Raw genomic sequence first — 16,954 nt, 5'->3', positions numbered from 1 at the left:
CCTGCGGTCGCGGTCGTCGGACACGCCCCTAGGCTCGGGGCATGGTCGCCAGCACCCAGATCCAGCTCGTCAGCCGTCCCTCGGGGTGGCCCGTCGAGGAGGACTTCCGGACCGTCCAGGTGGAGCTGCCGGACCTGCGCGCGGACGAGGTGCGGGTCGAGAACGAGTTCGTCTCGGTCGACCCGTACATGCGGGGCCGGATGAACGACGTCAAGAGCTACACCCCGCCCTACGCCCTGGGCGAGACGATGACGGGCGGGGCCGTCGGCCGCGTCGTCGCGTCCACGAGCGCCGACCTGCCCGAGGGTTCGCTGGTCGTGCACAACCTCGGCTGGCGCGACGTGGCCCAGGGACCGGCGCAGGAGTTCCGGAAGGTCCAGGAGGTCCCCGGCGGCCCGAACTCCCTGCACCTGGGCGTGCTGGGCATGACCGGGCTGACCGCGTACGTCGGCCTCGTCGACGTCGCGCAGCTGCGCGAGGGCGAGACGGTGTTCGTCTCCGGCGCGGCCGGCGCCGTCGGGACGGCCGTCGGCCAGATCGCCCGCCTGCTCGGCGCCTCGACCGTCGTCGGGTCGGCCGGGTCGGCGGAGAAGGTGGAACTGCTCACCTCCAAGTACGGCTACGACCGGGCCGTGAACTACAAGGACGCCCCGATCCGCGAGCAGCTGGCGCAGGCCGCGCCCGAGGGCATCGACGTGTTCTTCGACAACGTCGGCGGCGACCACCTCGAGGCCGCGATCGACGTCTTCAACCCGCACGGCCGCGCCGCCCTGTGCGGGGCGATCTCGGGCTACAACGACACGGAGCGCCCGCCCGGCCCGGACAACCTGTGGCACCTGGTGAGCAAGAAGCTGACGCTGCGCGGTTTCATCGTCGGCGACCACGCCCACCTGGCCGGTGAGTTCCGTGAGCGGATGACCGGGTGGTTCGCGGAGGGGAGGATCGCCTACGACGAGACGGTCGTCGACGGGATCGACCACGCGGTCGAGGCGTTCCTGTCGATGATGCGCGGGGGCAACACGGGGAAGATGCTCGTCCGGATCTGAGGAGTTCCGTCGTGCACGACCACCGCACGACGGGCACCCCCGCCCTCTGGTGATCAAGCACTTCGGTGATCAGCGAGCTGCGGCGTGCAGCTCCACCACGCGCTCCAGCGCACCGCGCGGGACACCGCGTCCGTCGGGCCGGGGCCAGTGCACGGTCACCTCGTCGAACCCCGCCGCCGTCAGGCCGGCGAGCACCTCGGCGTAGGTGTCCGCGTCGGTGAAGAACTCCCGCTGGTCCAGGCCGATCTGCACGATGCGGCGGATCCGGCGCCGGGGGCGGACCTCCGCCTCGACCCGGCCGAACGCCTCGGTCTGCGCCGCCACCTGGGAGACCCAGTCCAGCGGTGAGGACTGCTCGACCCCGAACGGTCCGTAGGTGACCCAGGAGGTGCCGATCCGCGCCGCGAGCCGCATCCCGCGCGGGCCGGTCGCGGCGACCGTGAACGGGACGGTGGGCGACTGCACGCACCCGGGTTCGGTGACGGCCTCGCGCACGTCGTAGTACGTCCCCGTGAACGACGTCCGCCCGCCCGCCAGGGCGTCACGCAGGACGGTCGTCCACTCCCCGAAGCGGTCGGCCCGCTCCCGCAGCGACAGTTCCGGCTGACCCAGCACGACCGCGTCGGAGTCGCGGGCACCGGCGCCGACCCCCAGGTCGAACCGCCCGCCGGACAGGTGGTCCAGCGTCATGACCTCCTGCGCGAAGGGCACGGGGTGGCGGAAGTTCGGGGTGGCGACCTGCACCCCGAGGCGGACGGTCGACGTCGTCACGGCCGCGGCGGACAGCAGGGGCACCATCCCGAACCACGGGCCGCCGCGCAACGAGCGCCAGGACAGGTGGTCGTACGTCCACACCGTGCGGACGCCGGCCTGCTCGGCCTCGCGCACGTCGGCCAGGAACTGCGCGGGAGCGTTGTCCGGCAGGACGACGCAGGACAACGCCGGAACGTCGCTCACTCGACCACCCCACGCAGCAGGTCGCCCAGCGCCAGGGCTGCGAGGCCCCCCGCAACGGTGAGGACCGCGGTCAGCAGCCACGTCCGCACCGCCCCGTCGACCCACCGCGACGAAGGCCGCTCCGGGTCCTGGTCCGGCCGGGGGAAGGGGATGTGCACGAGGGAGCCTCCGTCGGTTCAGTCGCCCAGCGAGCGGAACAACTCCACCAGCAGCCGCATCCCGAACCCGGTGCCGCCCTCGGTGGTGAGTTCGTGCGCGTCGGTGGACCAGGCCGGGCCGGCGATGTCCAGGTGTGCCCACGGGGTGTCCTCGGGGATGAACTCCCGCAGGAACATCGCCGCCGTGGTGGCCCGCACCATCGGCTGGTAGGGGTAGTTCTTGACGTCGGCCACCCGCGAGCGGATGGTCGGCATGAGGTACTCCTGGATCGGCAGCCGCCACACCGGCTCTCCCGCACGGGTGGCGGCTGCGGTCACCGCGGTCGTCGCGTCGTCGGTGCCGAACAGCGCCGCCATCCGCGGCCCCAGAGCCAGTTGCGCGCCGTACGTGAGGGTGGCCAGGTCCACGATCAGGGCGGGTTCGAGTTCCCCTGCGAAGGACAACGCGTCCGACATGATCGTGCGGCCCTCGAAGTCGAGGTTCAGCACCTCGATGGTCTTGCCGTTGCGGGCGGTGACGACGTCCCCGGGCCGCGTGCTGTGCGGGCCCGGCATGTTCTCCACCACCGGGCAGAAGGCCCGGACGTGCAGGTTCGGGGCGACCTGCGCGAGGAACGTCATGGCGTGCAGGATCGTGGGGACGGCGGCCATGTCGGAGTGCATGGTGATCATCTCCTCGGCACCCTTGAGCGAGAGCCCACCGGTGTCGAAGGTCACGCCCTTGCCGACGAGGCAGAGGTCCACGGGGCGGGTGGGGTCACCGAACCCGAACTCGAGCATGAGCGGCCGCTCGACCGAACCCCGGCCGATCGCGAGGATCCCCCCAGCCCCGTTGTCCTGCAACCACTCCTCGTCCCGCACTGTGACGGTCAACCCGGTGTCGGCGCCGACCTGCACGCAGTGCGCGGCCAGCGCTGAGGGCGTCAGGACGTTCGCCGGTTCGTTGACGACGTCCCGCACCCGGCACACCGCCGCGGCGACGGCCAGGCCGGCGTCCCAGCCAGGACCGCCGACCGTCGGCGTCCAGACCGGCGGCGTCCACCGGGGCGTGGTGGTGCGGTGCGCGTCGAACCGGTAGGCACCGAGGACGAGGCCCTCGGCGAAGGCCCGGTCGCGGTCCTGCGCGGGCAGCAGGTCCGCGCCGATGCTCGACAGGTCGACCTCGGCGGCCTCGACGTGCGACCACGCCCGGCCGGCCGCGGCCGCGGCCAGCCGCAGCGCCGTCACGTCGAGGTCGGCCCGCGCGCCGCACCCGGTGAGCAGGGTCGGACGGGTCGAGTTCGGGGCCGTCACGACCTGGCCGAGCTCGCCGGTGAACTGCGCGATGCGCAGGTGCCCGGCGACGGACTCGTCGATCCCGTCGAGGTCGTCGGTGGAGAACGGCAGGACCAGCGGCCTCACGCGGTGCCGCCCCGGCGCACGGCGGTGCACTGGATCTCGAAACGGTAGGGCGCGATGAGGTCGGCCCGCACCGTCGCCCGGGCCGGGCGCGGTTCGGGGATGCGCCGCACGTACTCCGCGTTCATCGCCGGTACGTCGGCGAGGTCGACGACGTAGCAGGTGGCCGAGACGATGTCGGCCGTGCTGCTGCCGGCCTGGACCAGGACGGCCTCGAGGTTGTCGAACGCGGCGGCGATCTCGTCGGCGATGTCGTCGGGCAGCTCGCCGTCGACGACGCCCACCTGGCCGGCGGTGAACACGAGGTCCCCGGCGACGACGGCCTGGGACAGGTTCGCGCCGGGGGTGGCGCCGATGTGCTGGGTTTCCACGGGAGCTGCGTTCCGTTCTGTCGCGTTCGGGTGGTCGGAGGGGGTCAGCGGCGGCGTCGCCGGCCCATGACGCCCACGGCGACGGCGACGAGGATGATGACACCGGTCACGAGGTCCTTCATCTGCGGGTTGATGTTCATCAGGTCGAACCCGTTGCCGATCAGGGCGATGAGGAAGACGCCGGCGATGGACCGCCAGACGGCGCCGGCGCCACCGTTGATGCTCGTGCCGCCGAGGACGACGGCCGCGATGGCCTGCAGTTCCAGACCCGCACCGGCCAGTGGCTGCCCGGAGGAGATGCGTGAGACGCCGATCGCGGAGGCGATGCCTGCAGCCAGACCGCTCAGCCCGAACACGAGGATCCGGATCCGGTCGACCGACAGGCCGGACAGTTCCGCGGCGGCCGGGTTCCCACCGACGGCGAACACGTGTCGGCCGAAGGTGGTGCGGGTCAGCAGGACGGTGCCCACGACCACCAGCAGCAGCAGCACCCACACGGCGTTGAAGACGCCCAGCGTGCGGCCGCGGCCCAGTTCGCTGAACCCGTCGACGGTGACCGTGATGAGCGAACCGCCGGTGATCATCACGGCCAGCGACCCGAACACCATGCTCGAGGCGAGCGTCGCGAGGAAGGAGTGGACGTGCAGCTTCGTGACCGCGAACCCGTTGGCCAGGCCCAGGGCCATGCCCAGGACCGGCGGGGCGAGCAGGCCGAGCAGGACGTCGTCGGTGGCCACGGCGATCGAGGCCGCGACGACCGACCCGACGGCGTAGATGGAGGCGACCGACAGGTCGAAGTTGCCGGAGATGATGACGAACGTGCCGGCGATGGCGATGATCGCCACCGGCGCGTTCTGCGTGACGATGTTCAGCAGGTTGGGGGCCGTGAAGAACACGGGCGACATCGCGCTGAGGACGACGACGAGGACGACGAGCAGGATCAGGACGGCGTAGTCACGCAGGAAGGAGACGACGTCGAACCGCGGCTGCTGGGTCTTCTCGGGGCGGACGGCAAGGTCAGGCGACATCGGACAACTCCTCGGACTCCAGGTCTTCTTGGGCGGCGAACAGGCGGCGCAACACGTCCTCGAGCTCGACGGCGCCGGGGTCCACCTCGTCGAGGACCCGCCCCTCGGAGACCAGGTGCGCGCGGTGGGCGAGGTTGAGGATCTCCTCGTGCTCGGAGGAGATGAGGACGACCGCGGTTCCCGCCGCCGCCAGGTCGGCGACGAGCTGGTAGATCGCGAACTTCGAGCCGATGTCGACCCCGCGGGTCGGCTCGTCGAGGATCACCAGGCCCGGGCGGTTCATGAGCCACTTGGCGAGCAGGACCTTCTGCTGGTTGCCGCCGGACAGTCCCTCGACCTCGAGGCGGGGGTCGTTCGGGCGGACGCCGACGCGCTCGACGAGCCCGGCGACGGCCTGCGCCTCGCGGCGGCGGCTGAGGAAACCCAGCTTCGAGAACGAGCGCAGCGAGTTCAGGCTGATGTTCTCGCGGATGGACCGCATGAGGAACAGGCCCTGCCCGTGCCTGTCCTCGGGGACCATCGACAGGCCTCGTCGCACCGAGTCACCGACGGACCGTCTGCGCGGCAACACCTCACCCCGCCAGCTGATGGTGCCCGCGGTGGTCTGCTCGGCACCGAAGACCAGCCGGGCGATCTCGCTGCGGCCGCTGCCGACGAGGCCGAGCAGGCCGACCACCTCGCCGGGCCGGACGACGAAGGAGGCCTCGCGGACACCGGGTCCGGCGATGCCGTCGACCACCAGGACGGGTTCGACGCCGGCGGGGGCGGCGGGACGGTCGGGGAACGCCGACTCGAGGTCGCGGCCGAGCATGGCCGAGACCATGCGCTGCTTGGTCCACTCGCCGATGCCGGCCGTCGCGACGGGTTCGCCGTTGCGCATGACCGTGATGACATCGCTGACGGACAGCACGGCGTCGAGGAAGTGCGAGACGTAGATGACGGCCGTGCCCTGCGCGGTGAGGTCGCGCATGACCTGGTGGAGCTGCTCGGTCTCGTGCCCGGTCAGCGAGGACGTCGGCTCGTCGAGGATGAGCACCCGCGCCTCGCGCGCCAGCGCCCGCATGATCTCGACCTTCTGCTGGTCGGCGATCTTGAGGCTGCGGACCTTCGCCCGGGGGTCCAGCCCGAAACCCGCCGTCTCGTCCAGCGCGCGGTAGCGCTGCACGAGGTCGGGGGTGAGCAACCCCACCGTGTGGTGCTCGAGGCCGAGGAAGACGTTCTCGGCGACCGTCAGGTCGGGGACGAGCGACAGCTCCTGGGCGATCATGACGATGCCGTGCTGCTGGGCGCGTTTGACGCTCCACCGGCCGACGGCCTGCCCGTCGACGGTGATCTCCCCCTCGTCGGGGGTGTACAACCCGGCCAGCACCTTGCCGATGGTCGACTTCCCGGCACCGTTCTCCCCCACGACGGCGTGCACCGTGCCGGCGGTCACCGTGAGGTCGGCCGATCGCAGCGCCTGGGTGTTGCCGAACCGCTTGGAAACTCCCGCCAGCGCAGCCACCTGCGTCATGCCACCGGCTCCTTCCTCGTTCGTCCGACGGATCCGCGGACGTCCTCCGCAGGGGAACGGTGCCGCCTCAGTACTATGTCACGCATGCTGTTGCGTGCGTGTTACGTTCGTGTAACCCCCGCCGCATCCGCGCTCACCGCCATTGGCTGACGCTGTGTGACATTGTAGTGTCCGGCGCCACGGGAAACACGTTCCGACCACGCTCCGCCAGGTCCGGCGGGCGCGATCGCCCGGTCCGCCAGAGCCCCGCGAGGGCCCACCGAAAGGAACCGATCCGTGCTCGTCCTGTCCCTGGTGGTCCAGCCCGGCACCTACGCGAGCGGCGCGTGGCGCCTGCCCGGCAACGAGGTCGAACGCGCCACCGACCTGTCCTGGTACACCGAACTGGCCCGCCGCGCGGAGACCGCCGGCTTCCACGCCCTCTTCCAGGCCGACAAGCTCGCCCTGCCTCCGGAGGAGTGGGACCACCTGCTCTCCCCGCTCGAACCGGTCTCGCTCTTCTCCGCCCTGGCCGCCGTCACCGACCGGATCGGTCTGGTCGCCACGCTGTCGACGACCTACAGCGAGCCGTACAACGTCGCCCGGCAGTTCGCCACGCTCGACCACCTCTCCCGCGGCCGCGCCGGCATCAACATCGTCACCACCTCCGACCCCCGCGCGGGCGCGAACTTCGGCAGCGCACTGCCCGACCACGCGCGTCGCTACGAGCGTGCCGACGCCTTCATCAGCGTCTTCAAGGACCTCTGCCTGTCCTGGGAACGCGATGCGATCGTCGTCGACCGCGCCACGGGCCTGCAGACCCGGGCCGACCGCATCCACCCCGTCGACCACCACAGCGACTTCTTCCACGTCGCCGGGCCCCTCGACACCCCGCGACCCCCGCAGGGCTACCCGGTGCTGTTCCAGGCCGGCCAGTCGGCCAACGGCCTGACCGTGGCGGCGCGGCACGCCGAGGTCCTGTTCGGCGTCGTCAACCACCTGCCGACCGCGCAGCAGACCTACCGCCGCATCAAGGACGCGACCACGGCTGCGGGCCGCAACCCCGACCACCTCAAGTTCGTCCCGGCGCTGAACACCGTCGTCGGATCGACGGAGGAGGAGGCTCAGCGCCTCTACCAGCAGGTGCGGGAAGCCGCGGGCAAGGACGAGTACGCCCAGGACGTCTCCGACGTCCTGGGTTTCGACATCAGCACCGCAGACGCCGACCGCGTCGTCACGGCCGAGGACCTGGTGACCCAGGAGAACGCCAAGGGGACGTCGTGGCTGGGGATGATCGCCGAGGACGTCCGCCGCACCGGCCGGACGACCGTCGGCGACCTGCGCCGGCACTTCTCCACGATCGGCCGCTCGGGCCACCTGCAGATGATCGGCACTCCCGAACAGGTCGCCGACCAGATCACCGAGTGGTACCGCGGCAAGGCCGTCGACGGTTTCAACCTGCAGCCGATCCCGGTCCCCACCGGCGCGTGGACCTTCTTCGACGAGGTCGTCCCGCTGCTGGTCAAGAACGGGGTCTTCGACCCCGAACCCACCGGCGCCACGTTCCGTGAGCGTCTCGGCCTGCCCCCCGTCCACTGACCAGGAGGAACCCGACGTGCTCACCACGGAACTCGACCTCGTCGCCTTCGACGACGACCCCATGGCGCTGCGGACCACGTTCGCGCTGTTCCCCTCCGGCGTGGCGGCCCTGTCCGCCGTCGTGGAGGGCGAGCACGACAAGGAGCCCGTGGTGCTGGTCGCCTCCTCCTTCCAGGTCGGCATCTCCCTGGACCCCCCGCTGGTGCTCTTCGCCGTCCAGCACACCTCCTCCAGCTGGCCCAAGCTGAAGACAGGCGCGCGCATCGGCGTCTCGGTCCTGGGCGAGGCCCACGACCTGGCCGCCCGCCAGCTGGCCTCCAAGGCCCTGCATGCCACCGACCGCTTCGCCGGCATCGCCACCACCACGCTGGACTCCGGCGCCAACTTCATCCACGGCGCGCCGGTGTGGATGGAGTGCTCCATCTACTCCGAGGTTCCCGCCGGCGACCACGACGTGGTCCTGCTGCAGGTGCACGCCATGGGCACCGCCCCCGACACCGAACCCCTGGTGTGGCACTCCTCGGCCTTCCGCACCCTGACCCCCAAGGTCTGAACGACCGGACGACGAAGCCCGCCCCGGAACGTCCGGGGCGGGCTTCGTGGCGTCGGGGCATCACTCGCCCTCGGGGACTCCCGACCACCAGCCGAGGACGTGACCGATGTGCTGGTGCATCAGGCGTTCCGCGCCCTGCCGGTCCCCGGCCTCGAGCAGGTCGACGAGCCGCGGGTGCTCCTGCGCGGAGATCTCCAGGGTCCTGCTGCCCAGCATGGTGGCCAGCCCCGTCAAACGGGTCTGGGCGCGCAGGTCGCGCACGAGTTCGACGAGCCGCGGGTTCCCCACCAGGTCGAGCAGGCCGAGGTGGAACTCGAGGTCGGCCTCGAGGTAGGGGCCGAGCTGCCCCTTCTCCGCCGCCGTCACGATGGTCTGGCCCTGGCGCCGCAACTTGCGCGCCTGGGGCGCGGTCAGCTTGCCCGCGAGACGGCCGACCGCGGGAACCTCCAGCAACTGCCGGACGTCGACGATCGCCTCGAGTTCGGCCCGGCTCATCTCGGTGACGCGGAAACCCTTGTTCCGGACGATCTCCACGAGCCCGCGCTTGGCGAGGTTCAGCATCGCCTCGCGGACCGGGGTGGCCGAAACCCCGAACTGGACGGCGAGGGCGGGGGCGGAGAAGACCTCCCCCGGCGCCATCTCCCCGGCGGTGATCCGGTCGGCGAGCTGCTTCTCCACCCGTTCGCGGAGGCTGGTGGTCGGCGCGAGCCGTGTGACCGGTGATGCGGCCGAACCGTCAGCCATGAGTCTCCCTGAACCGTGTACCGAAGCGCGCCTCGCGAGGTGAGGTGCTGCGCTCCGCATTCTGACTCACGCCGCAGAGGGAGTCCAGCGAGGCGAGCCGCCCTGAACGCCCGGCCGACGGCGCCGAGCAGGAACTTAACTGCGCCGTAACACGAAGGACAGCCGACGGGTAGTCGAGGTGTGACATAGTACTGAGGTGAGCTCTTCCAGCGCCCGGGTGGTCGTCGTCGGGGCCGGCATCGTCGGCGCCGCGACCGCCCGTGCCCTCGCCCGCGCGGGCGCCGAGGTGGTCGTCCTCGACCGTGGCCCCTCGGCCGGCGGCACCTCCTCGGGCGGTGAGGGAAACCTCCTGGTGTCGGACAAGGGCCCGGGCGCCGAACTCGACCTGTCGCTGCGTTCGCTGGAACTGTGGCGGCGACTGGACGAGGAACTGCGCGACGAACTCCCCACCGGCTTCCCGTCGTTGGAGTTCGATCCCAAGGGTGGTGTCGTGGTCGCCACGACTCCCGCCGGCGCGGCCGGGCTGGCCGCCTTCGCCGCCGACCAGCGCGCGGTCGGCATCCGGGCCGAGGACGTCGCCGGCGAGGTGTTGCGCGACCTCGAGCCGGACCTGACACCGCAGGTCGAACTCGCCGTCCACTACCCCGACGACGCCCAGGTGCAGCCCGTCGTCGCGACCGAGGCCCTGCTGGCGGCGGCGCGGGTGCACGGCGCGGTCGTCCACCAGCACCGCGAGGTGCTCGCCCCGCTGCTGACCGGCGGGCGGATCACCGGTGTGCGCACCGCCGCCGGTGACGTCCACGGCGACGCCGTCGTGGTCGCGGCCGGTCCCTGGTCGGCCGAGGTCTCGGCCCGGCTGGGGGTGCGCGTCCCGGTCAAGCCGCGTCGCGGCACGGTGCTCGTCACGGCCCGCATGCCGCAACGCATCCACCACAAGGTCTACGACGCGGACTACGTCGGCGCCGTCGGGTCGGGCTCGGCCGAGCTGCAGACCTCCAGCGTGGTGGAGTCCACCCCCGCCGGCACCGTGCTCATCGGGTCCTCGCGCGAGCGCCGGGGTTTCGACGACCGGTTCGAAGGTCACGTGCTGGCCGAACTCGCCCGCAAGGCGATCGCGCTGTTCCCGTTCCTGGCCGACGTGCACGCCATGCGGGCCTACGGGGGGTTCCGGCCCTTCGTCCCCGACCACCTGCCGCTCATCGGCGAGGACCCGCGGCTACCGGGCCTGTTCCACGCCACGGGCCACGAGGGGGCGGGCATCGGCCTGTGCCTGGGCACGGCCGAGATCGTGGAAGGCCTCGTCCACGGCCGCACGGGCGTTGCGCTGGCGGACGAGTTCGCGCTGACCCGCCCGTCGCTGGCTCCCCACCTCCAGGAGGTCCTCTCGTGAACGGTCCGCGGATGGTCCCCCGGTCGCAGGACGTCGTGCAACCGGCCGGACCGCAGCCGCTGACGCTCGAGGTGGACGGTGAGGAACTGCAGGGCGTCGCCGGTCAGACGATCGCCGGCGTCCTGCTGGCCGCCGGGCGCTCCTCGTGGCGTTCGGCCGGCCGCACCGGCCGTCCGCGCGGCGTGTTCTGCGGCATCGGCGTCTGCTTCGACTGCCTCGTGACCGTCAACGGGCTGCGCGACGTGCGCGCCTGCCAGCGCCGCGCGGTCGACGGCGACGTCGTCGGGCTGCAGCACGAACGCCGCGAGGAGCTGCCCCGTGACTGAGACCCCCGACGTCCTGGTGGTCGGCGGCGGCCCGGCCGGGATGAGCGCTGCCCTCGCGGCCGTCGAGCACGGCGCCACCGTCGTGCTGCTGGAGTCCTCCGACGACCTCGGCGGCCAGTACTGGCGGCACCTGCCGCCCGAGCGCCCGGCCGCCCACGAGGACCGGCTGCACCACGGCCTGGGCACCTTCCGCCGCACGGCCGCCGCCCTGCGCGCCCACCCGCGCTGCGAGGTCGTGACCGAGGCCCAGGTCTGGACCGTCGACGGCCGCCCCGACGGCCCGCCGCGCGTGCACGTCCTCGTCGGCCCGGTCGACGGCGCCGACCGGGTCCGCCGCACGTTCGACCCCGCTCGGCTCGTCCTGGCCACCGGTGCCCACGAGCGCACGCTGCCCTTCCCGGGCTGGGACCTGCCCGGGGTGTACTCCGGCGGTGCCGCCCAGACGCTGGCCAAGGGCGAGCGGATCGCGGTCGGCCGCAGGGTGCTGGTAGCCGGCGCGGGACCGTTCCTGCTGCCCGTCGCCGCCAGCCTGCTGCGCACCGGGTCGCACGTCGTGGAGGTCGTCGAGGCCAGCAGCTGGCCCAGGCTGCTGACCCGTTGGGCCGCCCGCCCGTGGGAACTGGCCTCCGCCGCCGGCAAGGCCGGTGAACTCGTCGAGTACGTCCGCGAACTCGCCCGGCACCGCATCCCCTACCGCGCCGGTACGACCGTCGTGGCCGCCCACGGCCAGGACCGGGTGGAGGCGGTGACGGTCGCGGCCGTCGACGCCGACTGGCGGTCCGTGCCGGGCACCGAGCGGACCGTGGAGGTGGACGCCCTGTGCGTCAGCCACGGTTTCGTCGGCCGCACCGAGCTGGCCACCTCCGCCGGCTGCCGGCTGGACGCGGCCGGTCGGGTCGTCGTCGACGACGACCAGCGCACGTCCGTGCCCGGGGTCCTGGCGGCGGGTGAGCTCACCGGCATCGGCGGCGTGGACCTGTCCCTGGTCGAGGGCCGGATCGCCGGGGCCGTCGCCGCGGGGGTCGAACCGTCCCCGGCCGACCGCCGGAGGCGGACCGCGGGCCGGCGGTTCGCCGACCGGCTGGAAGCGGCGCACGGCATCGGCACGGGCTGGACGGACTGGCTGCGCGAGGACACCCTGGTGTGCCGCTGCGAGGAGGTCACCGCCGGTGAGATGCGCCGGTGCGCGCAGGTCACCGGCGCCCAGGGCCTGAAGTCGCTGAAGCTGACCAGCCGCGCCGGGCTCGGCATCTGCCAGGGCCGCATCTGCGGCCGCAGCGTCGAGGAGTTCTTCGCCGCCGCCACCGGCAACCCCGCGCTGCGCGAGGTGCCGCACTTCCCCAAACGTCCCATCGCCGTCCCGGTGCGCCTCGGCGACATCGCGACCCGTCCGACGGCGGACACCCCTGAATGACCCGTACCCGACAGGAGAAGACCATGGCCGAGAAGAAGAAGTTCGACCTCGGCGGCGTCGTCGTCGCGACCGCGCTGCCGTACAAGGAGGACGCCTCGGCCCCCGCGGGCCTGGCCGTCGACTACGACAAGTTCGCCGAGCACTGCGACTGGCTGGTCTCGAACGGCTGCCACGGCGTGGGCCCCAACGGCTCGCTGGGCGAGTACTCCTCGCTGACCGACGACGAACGCCGCAAGGTGATCCAGGTCGCCGTCGAGGCGGTCGCCGGCCGCGGCATCGTCATCGCCGGCGTCCACGGCCCGGGCTGGCACCAGGCCAAGCACTGGGCCGAGCTCGCCGCCGAGGACGGCGCCGACGGTGTGCTGTCCCTGCCGCCCACCATGTACCGCGCCAGCCGCGAGCAGGTCGTCGAGCACTACCGCCACCTGGACGAGGTCGGCCTGCCGATCATGGCCTACAACAACCCGATCGACACCAAGGTCGACCTGGTGCCCAGCCTGGTGGCCGAGATCAACCAGTTCGAGAACGTCGTGGCGGTCAAGGAGTTCAGCGGTGACGTCCGCCGCGCCTTCGAGATCAGCGAACTGTGCGACATCGACGTCATCGCCGGCGCCGACGACGTCCTGTTCGAGCTCATGGTGGACGGGGCCGTCGGCTGGTTCGCCGGTTTCCCGAACGTGTTCCCGGCCGAGTCCGTCGAGATCTACGACCACATGGTCGCCGGCCGGTACGCCGAGGCACGCGACCTGTACCGCGAACTCGTCGCGGTGTTCCGCTGGGACTCGCGCACCGAGTTCGTCCAGGCGATCAAGCTCGGCATGGACATGGTCGGCCGCTTCGGCGGCGTGTGCCGCCCGCCGCGGGGACCGCTGACGGCCGAGCACGAGGCCCAGGTGCGCGCCGACATGGAGCGCGCGATGAAGGCTCTCGCGAACCGCGCGACGGTCTGACCCGTGCGGACCACGAGGCTCTTCTCCGCCGTCGACTCCCACACCGAGGGCATGCCCACCCGGGTGGTCACCGGTGGGGTCGGGGTGATCCCGGGTGCCACGATGAACGAGCGGCGCCTGCACTTCATCGAGCACCTGGACGACCTGCGTCAGTTGCTGGTCAACGAGCCTCGTGGTCACTCCGCGATGAGCGGCGCCGTCCTGCAGCCGCCCACGCGGCCGGACGCCGACTTCGGCGTCCTGTACATCGAGGTCTCCGGCTGCCTGCCGATGTGCGGGCACGGGACGATCGGCGTCGCGACCGTGCTCGTGGAGACGGGGATGGTCGCGGTCACCGAGCCGGTGACGACGATCCGGCTCGACACCCCCGCCGGGCTGGTCATCGCCTCGGTGCACGTCTCCGACGGGCACGCGGACGCCGTGACGCTGGAGAACGTCCCGTCGTACTGCGACCGGCTGGACACGACGGTGCAGGTTCCGGGGCTGGGCGAGGTCCCCTACAGCCTCGCCTTCGGCGGGAACTTCTACGCCATGGTCGACCTCGACGACGTCGGTCTGCCGTTCGACCGGGCGCGCAAGGACGACATCGTCCGCGCGGGCCTGGCGATCATGGACGCGATCAACGAGAGCGACCCGCCGCACCACCCGGAGATCGAGGGCGTCGACCACTGCCACCACGTCGAGTTCATCGCCCCCGGCTCGACCGCGCAGCACTCCCGGCACGCCATGGCCATCCACCCCGGCTGGTTCGACCGCTCCCCCTGCGGCACGGGCACGTCGGCCCGGATGGCCGAGCTGCACGCCCGCGGTGAACTCGGCCTGCACGAGGACTTCGTCAACGAGTCCTTCATCGGCAGCAGGTTCACCGGCCGGCTGATCGGCGAGACCACGATCGGCGGGAAGCCCGCCGTCGTCCCCACCATCACCGGCCGGGCTTGGGTGACCGGCATCGGCCAGTACATGCTCGACCCGACCGACCCGTACCCGCGGGGCTTCTCGTTCTGAGTCCCGCAGCGATCCCAGGAGGACCTCCCCGATGACCGTGACGACCACGCCCGTCCCGGCGGACACGTCGCCGGCGCAGCTGGAGGAGGTCCTCCGGGCCGCCGCCGGCGCCGCGCCGCTGATCGCGCAGATCCCGCCGAGCACCCGCGCCGCAGCGCTGCTGCAGGCGGCCGACGCGCTGCAGGAGCACGCCGCCGAGCTCGTCGACCTGGCCGTCGCCGAGACGCACCTGCCGGCGCCCCGCCTGTCCGGCGAGCTCCTGCGGACCGCCACCCAGCTGCGGTTGTTCGCCCAGCTGTGCCTGGACGGCGACTTCCTCGACGTGCGCATCGACGAACCCGACCCGGACTTCGTCCTCGGCCCGCGGCCGGACCTGCGTCGCTACCGCGCCCCGATCGGGCCCGTGCTGGTGTTCGGGGCCAGCAACTTCCCGTTCGCCTTCTCCGTCGCCGGCGGCGACACCGCGTCGGCGCTGGCGGCGGGCTGCCCGGTCGTCCTCAAGGCGCACCCGGGGCACCCCCGGTTGTCCCAGCGCACCGGCGCCGTCGTCGCACAGGCCCTGGAGTCGGCCGGGTTGCCCGCCGCGACGCTGCAGGTCGTGCACGGTCAGCAGGCGGGGCTGGACGCCCTGGCCGACCCGCGCATCTGCGCCGCCGGTTTCACCGGCTCCACCGCCGGCGGCACCGCGCTGGCCCGCGTCGCGGCCGACCGCCCGCGCCCGATCCCGTTCTACGGTGAACTCGGCAGCGTGAACCCGGTGGTCGTCACCCCCGCCGCGCTGGCGGCCCGGGGCGCCGAGATCGCCGCCGGGTACGTCACCAGCGTCACCGGCTCGGCGGGCCAGTTGTGCACCAAACCCGGATTCCTCTTCGTGCCCACCGGGCACGGGCTCGAGGACGCCCTCGTGGCGGCGGCGGAGGAGGTGCAGCCGCAACCGCTGCTGCACCCGGGGATCAGCGCGGGATACGCGGCCCGGCGCACGGCGGTCCTGAGCACCCCGGCGGTCGACACCCTCGTCGCCGGAGAGCTGCTCGAGTCCGACGGCGTCACCTCCGCCTCCCCGACCTTCGCGCGCACGACGCCGCAGGTCCTCCTCGAGCAGGGCGAGGCGTTGCTGGACGAGGCGTTCGGCCCGCTGTCCGTCGTCGTGGAGTACGACCCGGCCCGGCCCGGGGAACTGCTGCGCGTCCTCGACGAGGGTTTCCCGGGATCGCTGACGGCGACCGTGCACACGGGCCCGGGAGAGGACTCCCCCGAACTGCACGCTCTCGTGCAGCTGCTGACCACGCGCGTCGGGCGGCTGCTGTTCGACGCCTGGCCCACCGGTGTCGCGGTGACTCCGGCGATGACCCACGGCGGTCCCTACCCGGCCAGCACCAACGCGGCGACGACCTCGGTGGGAACGGCTGCCGTCGAGCGTTTCCAGCGGGCGGTCACCTACCAGGACGCCCCGGCGCACCTGCTCCCGGCGGCCCTGCGTGACGACAACCCCTGGGGTCTGCCCCGCCACGTCGAACCCGCCGGCCGCTCCCGCACCTGGGGCCAGCTCCCGCACTGACCCTTCTCTCCCCCCCGCGATCAAGGATTCAACCCCGACGATCAAGGATTCGACGGGTCGCGTCGTCCACAGCCCTGTGGACGACGCGATCCGTCGTTCTGCGTCGTCGGCGATCCTCCTCGGCATGCGCGCCGGCCCCAGGGACCCACTGCTCCGAGCCGACCTGGCCAACCTCGAGCTCGACGAGGCGGTGCGGCGGAGGGCCGTGGTCCCCTTCCTGCCCGCCGGGGCGGCCCTGTGCCGACGCACCGCCGCGCGGCTGCACGGGATCGACCTGCGGATGCCGCACGAGCGGGGCGTTCCCCTCCCCCTCGAGGTGGCCGTCCAGATCGGCACCGAACCGTTGTCGCGCAGCGGAATCGTGGCGCACGTCTGCGACCTGCGCGACGACGTCACCGTGCTCGACGGCGTACCGGTCACCACCCTGCGCCGGACGTTGCTGGACATCGCCCGGTTCGCACCGCGGCCGATCGCCCTCGCCGTCCTGGACCGCGCGGCGGCAGCGGGCACCCTGGAGCGCGAGGAACTCCTGGAGGCATTGACCACGATGAAGGGGCAGCGGTTCGTCGCCCAGGCCCGACAGCTGATCAGGCTGGCCGACGCCGGTGCCGAGTCGCCGTACGAATCGATGTGCCGGTTGCGCATCGTCGACGGTGGGTTCCCCCCGCCGCAGACGCAGGTCCGGGTACCCCGCCCCGGGGGCCGCAGGCCGTACCGGCTCGACATGGCCTGGCCGGAGCGGCGCAAGGCCGTGGAGTACGACGGTGTCGAGGACCACGACGGTGCCGCCGCGCGGGCGCACGACGAGGCCCGCCGCGCCTACCTCCGCGGTGAGGGCTGGGAGGTCCTGGTGGTCGGCAAGGGCGAGGTGCTCGGCACCGCGCAGCACTTCGAACACGCTCTCGCCGGGTTGCTCGGGCTGCCGTGGAACGGTCGGCGGCGGTCGTGGTGAAGGCGCCGGTTCC

At 72.4% G+C, this 16,954-nt stretch carries 16 protein-coding genes and 1 pseudogene; 10 read left to right on the top strand and 7 right to left on the bottom strand.

Annotated elements, in window-relative coordinates; all coding sequences use genetic code 11:
* Nucleotides 1-41: 41 nt before the first annotated feature.
* Nucleotides 42-1,046, top strand: coding sequence for an NADP-dependent oxidoreductase (locus ACRYR2_RS03350; RefSeq protein ID WP_432561410.1), 1,005 nt, complete (start codon nucleotides 42-44; stop codon nucleotides 1,044-1,046).
* Nucleotides 1,047-1,115: 69 nt separating this feature from the next.
* Here ACRYR2_RS03350 and ACRYR2_RS03345 read toward each other — a convergent pair whose 3' ends face one another.
* Genes ACRYR2_RS03345 through ACRYR2_RS03320 form a run of 6 tightly spaced genes read right to left on the bottom strand, consistent with a single transcriptional unit; the run spans nucleotide 1,116 to nucleotide 6,471 of the window.
* Nucleotides 1,116-2,003 carry an LLM class flavin-dependent oxidoreductase gene (locus tag ACRYR2_RS03345; RefSeq protein WP_432561409.1) on the bottom strand — a complete coding sequence of 296 codons (888 nt, stop codon included), beginning with the start codon at nucleotides 2,001-2,003 and terminating at the stop codon, nucleotides 1,116-1,118.
* On the bottom strand, nucleotides 2,000-2,161 hold the full coding sequence (locus ACRYR2_RS03340) for a hypothetical protein (RefSeq protein WP_432561408.1): 162 nt from the start codon (nucleotides 2,159-2,161) through the stop codon (nucleotides 2,000-2,002). The genes ACRYR2_RS03345 and ACRYR2_RS03340 overlap by 4 nt, the downstream gene beginning before the upstream one ends.
* Nucleotides 2,162-2,179: 18 nt before the next feature.
* Nucleotides 2,180-3,562: a leucyl aminopeptidase family protein gene (locus ACRYR2_RS03335; RefSeq protein ID WP_432561407.1), complete on the bottom strand. Its 1,383-nt coding sequence runs from the start codon at nucleotides 3,560-3,562 to the stop codon at nucleotides 2,180-2,182.
* Entirely contained in the window at nucleotides 3,559-3,930 is a 372-nt protein-coding gene (locus ACRYR2_RS03330; RefSeq protein ID WP_432561406.1) for a RidA family protein, read from the bottom strand. The genes ACRYR2_RS03335 and ACRYR2_RS03330 overlap by 4 nt, the downstream gene beginning before the upstream one ends.
* Before the next feature lie 44 nt (nucleotides 3,931-3,974).
* Nucleotides 3,975-4,958, bottom strand: a complete 984-nt coding sequence (locus ACRYR2_RS03325; protein ID WP_432561405.1) for an ABC transporter permease — start codon at nucleotides 4,956-4,958, stop codon at nucleotides 3,975-3,977.
* Entirely contained in the window at nucleotides 4,948-6,471 is a 1,524-nt protein-coding gene (locus tag ACRYR2_RS03320) for a sugar ABC transporter ATP-binding protein (protein WP_432561404.1), read from the bottom strand. Before ACRYR2_RS03320 ends, ACRYR2_RS03325 begins: the two co-directional genes overlap by 11 nt.
* A 276-nt stretch (nucleotides 6,472-6,747) precedes the next feature.
* On the opposite strand from ACRYR2_RS03320, the gene ACRYR2_RS03315 reads away from it, so the two are divergent.
* On the top strand, nucleotides 6,748-8,049 hold the full coding sequence (locus ACRYR2_RS03315; protein WP_432561403.1) for an NtaA/DmoA family FMN-dependent monooxygenase: 1,302 nt from the start codon (nucleotides 6,748-6,750) through the stop codon (nucleotides 8,047-8,049).
* A gap of 61 nt (nucleotides 8,050-8,110) precedes the next feature.
* Entirely contained in the window at nucleotides 8,111-8,602 is a 492-nt protein-coding gene (locus ACRYR2_RS03310; RefSeq protein ID WP_432561610.1) for a flavin reductase family protein, read from the top strand.
* A 60-nt stretch (nucleotides 8,603-8,662) separates the two neighbouring features.
* Here the strand turns inward: ACRYR2_RS03310 and ACRYR2_RS03305 are convergent, their stop codons facing one another.
* Nucleotides 8,663-9,280, bottom strand: a complete 618-nt coding sequence (locus ACRYR2_RS03305) for a GntR family transcriptional regulator (RefSeq protein ID WP_432561402.1) — start codon at nucleotides 9,278-9,280, stop codon at nucleotides 8,663-8,665.
* 262 nt (nucleotides 9,281-9,542) lie between these two features.
* On the opposite strand from ACRYR2_RS03305, the gene ACRYR2_RS03300 reads away from it, so the two are divergent.
* The 7 genes and pseudogenes from ACRYR2_RS03300 to ACRYR2_RS03270 all read left to right on the top strand — a co-directional run bounded on the left by ACRYR2_RS03300 (nucleotide 9,543) and on the right by ACRYR2_RS03270 (nucleotide 16,941).
* Complete coding sequence (locus tag ACRYR2_RS03300; RefSeq protein ID WP_432561401.1) at nucleotides 9,543-10,736, top strand: NAD(P)/FAD-dependent oxidoreductase; 1,194 nt, start codon at nucleotides 9,543-9,545, stop codon at nucleotides 10,734-10,736.
* Nucleotides 10,737-10,747: 11 nt separating this feature from the next.
* Nucleotides 10,748-11,062, top strand: a complete 315-nt coding sequence (locus tag ACRYR2_RS03295) for a (2Fe-2S)-binding protein (protein WP_432561609.1) — start codon at nucleotides 10,748-10,750, stop codon at nucleotides 11,060-11,062.
* A complete protein-coding gene (locus ACRYR2_RS03290) occupies nucleotides 11,055-12,476 on the top strand; it encodes an FAD-dependent oxidoreductase (RefSeq protein WP_432561400.1) in 1,422 nt (473 codons plus the stop codon). Before ACRYR2_RS03295 ends, ACRYR2_RS03290 begins: the two co-directional genes overlap by 8 nt.
* Nucleotides 12,477-12,499: 23 nt before the next feature.
* Nucleotides 12,500-13,426, top strand: a complete 927-nt coding sequence (locus tag ACRYR2_RS03285) for a dihydrodipicolinate synthase family protein (RefSeq protein WP_432561399.1) — start codon at nucleotides 12,500-12,502, stop codon at nucleotides 13,424-13,426.
* Nucleotides 13,427-13,429: 3 nt separating this feature from the next.
* The gene (locus tag ACRYR2_RS03280; protein ID WP_432561398.1) at nucleotides 13,430-14,431 is read left to right on the top strand and encodes a proline racemase family protein; all 1,002 of its coding nucleotides are present in this window, start codon (nucleotides 13,430-13,432) and stop codon (nucleotides 14,429-14,431) included.
* A gap of 28 nt (nucleotides 14,432-14,459) precedes the next feature.
* Nucleotides 14,460-15,989 (top strand): annotated as a pseudogene (locus tag ACRYR2_RS03275) (aldehyde dehydrogenase (NADP(+))); the annotation flags it as partial.
* A 124-nt stretch (nucleotides 15,990-16,113) separates the two neighbouring features.
* Nucleotides 16,114-16,941: a type IV toxin-antitoxin system AbiEi family antitoxin gene (locus ACRYR2_RS03270; RefSeq protein ID WP_432561397.1), complete on the top strand. Its 828-nt coding sequence runs from the start codon at nucleotides 16,114-16,116 to the stop codon at nucleotides 16,939-16,941.
* Nucleotides 16,942-16,954 lie beyond the last annotated feature (13 nt).

Origin of the sequence: Kineococcus deserti, assembly GCF_050871945.1 — a bacterium.
GTDB lineage: Bacteria > Actinomycetota > Actinomycetes > Actinomycetales > Kineococcaceae > Kineococcus.
The sequence above is the reverse complement of the archived record's forward strand: the minus strand, read 5'-3'. Positions and strand labels throughout refer to the sequence as shown.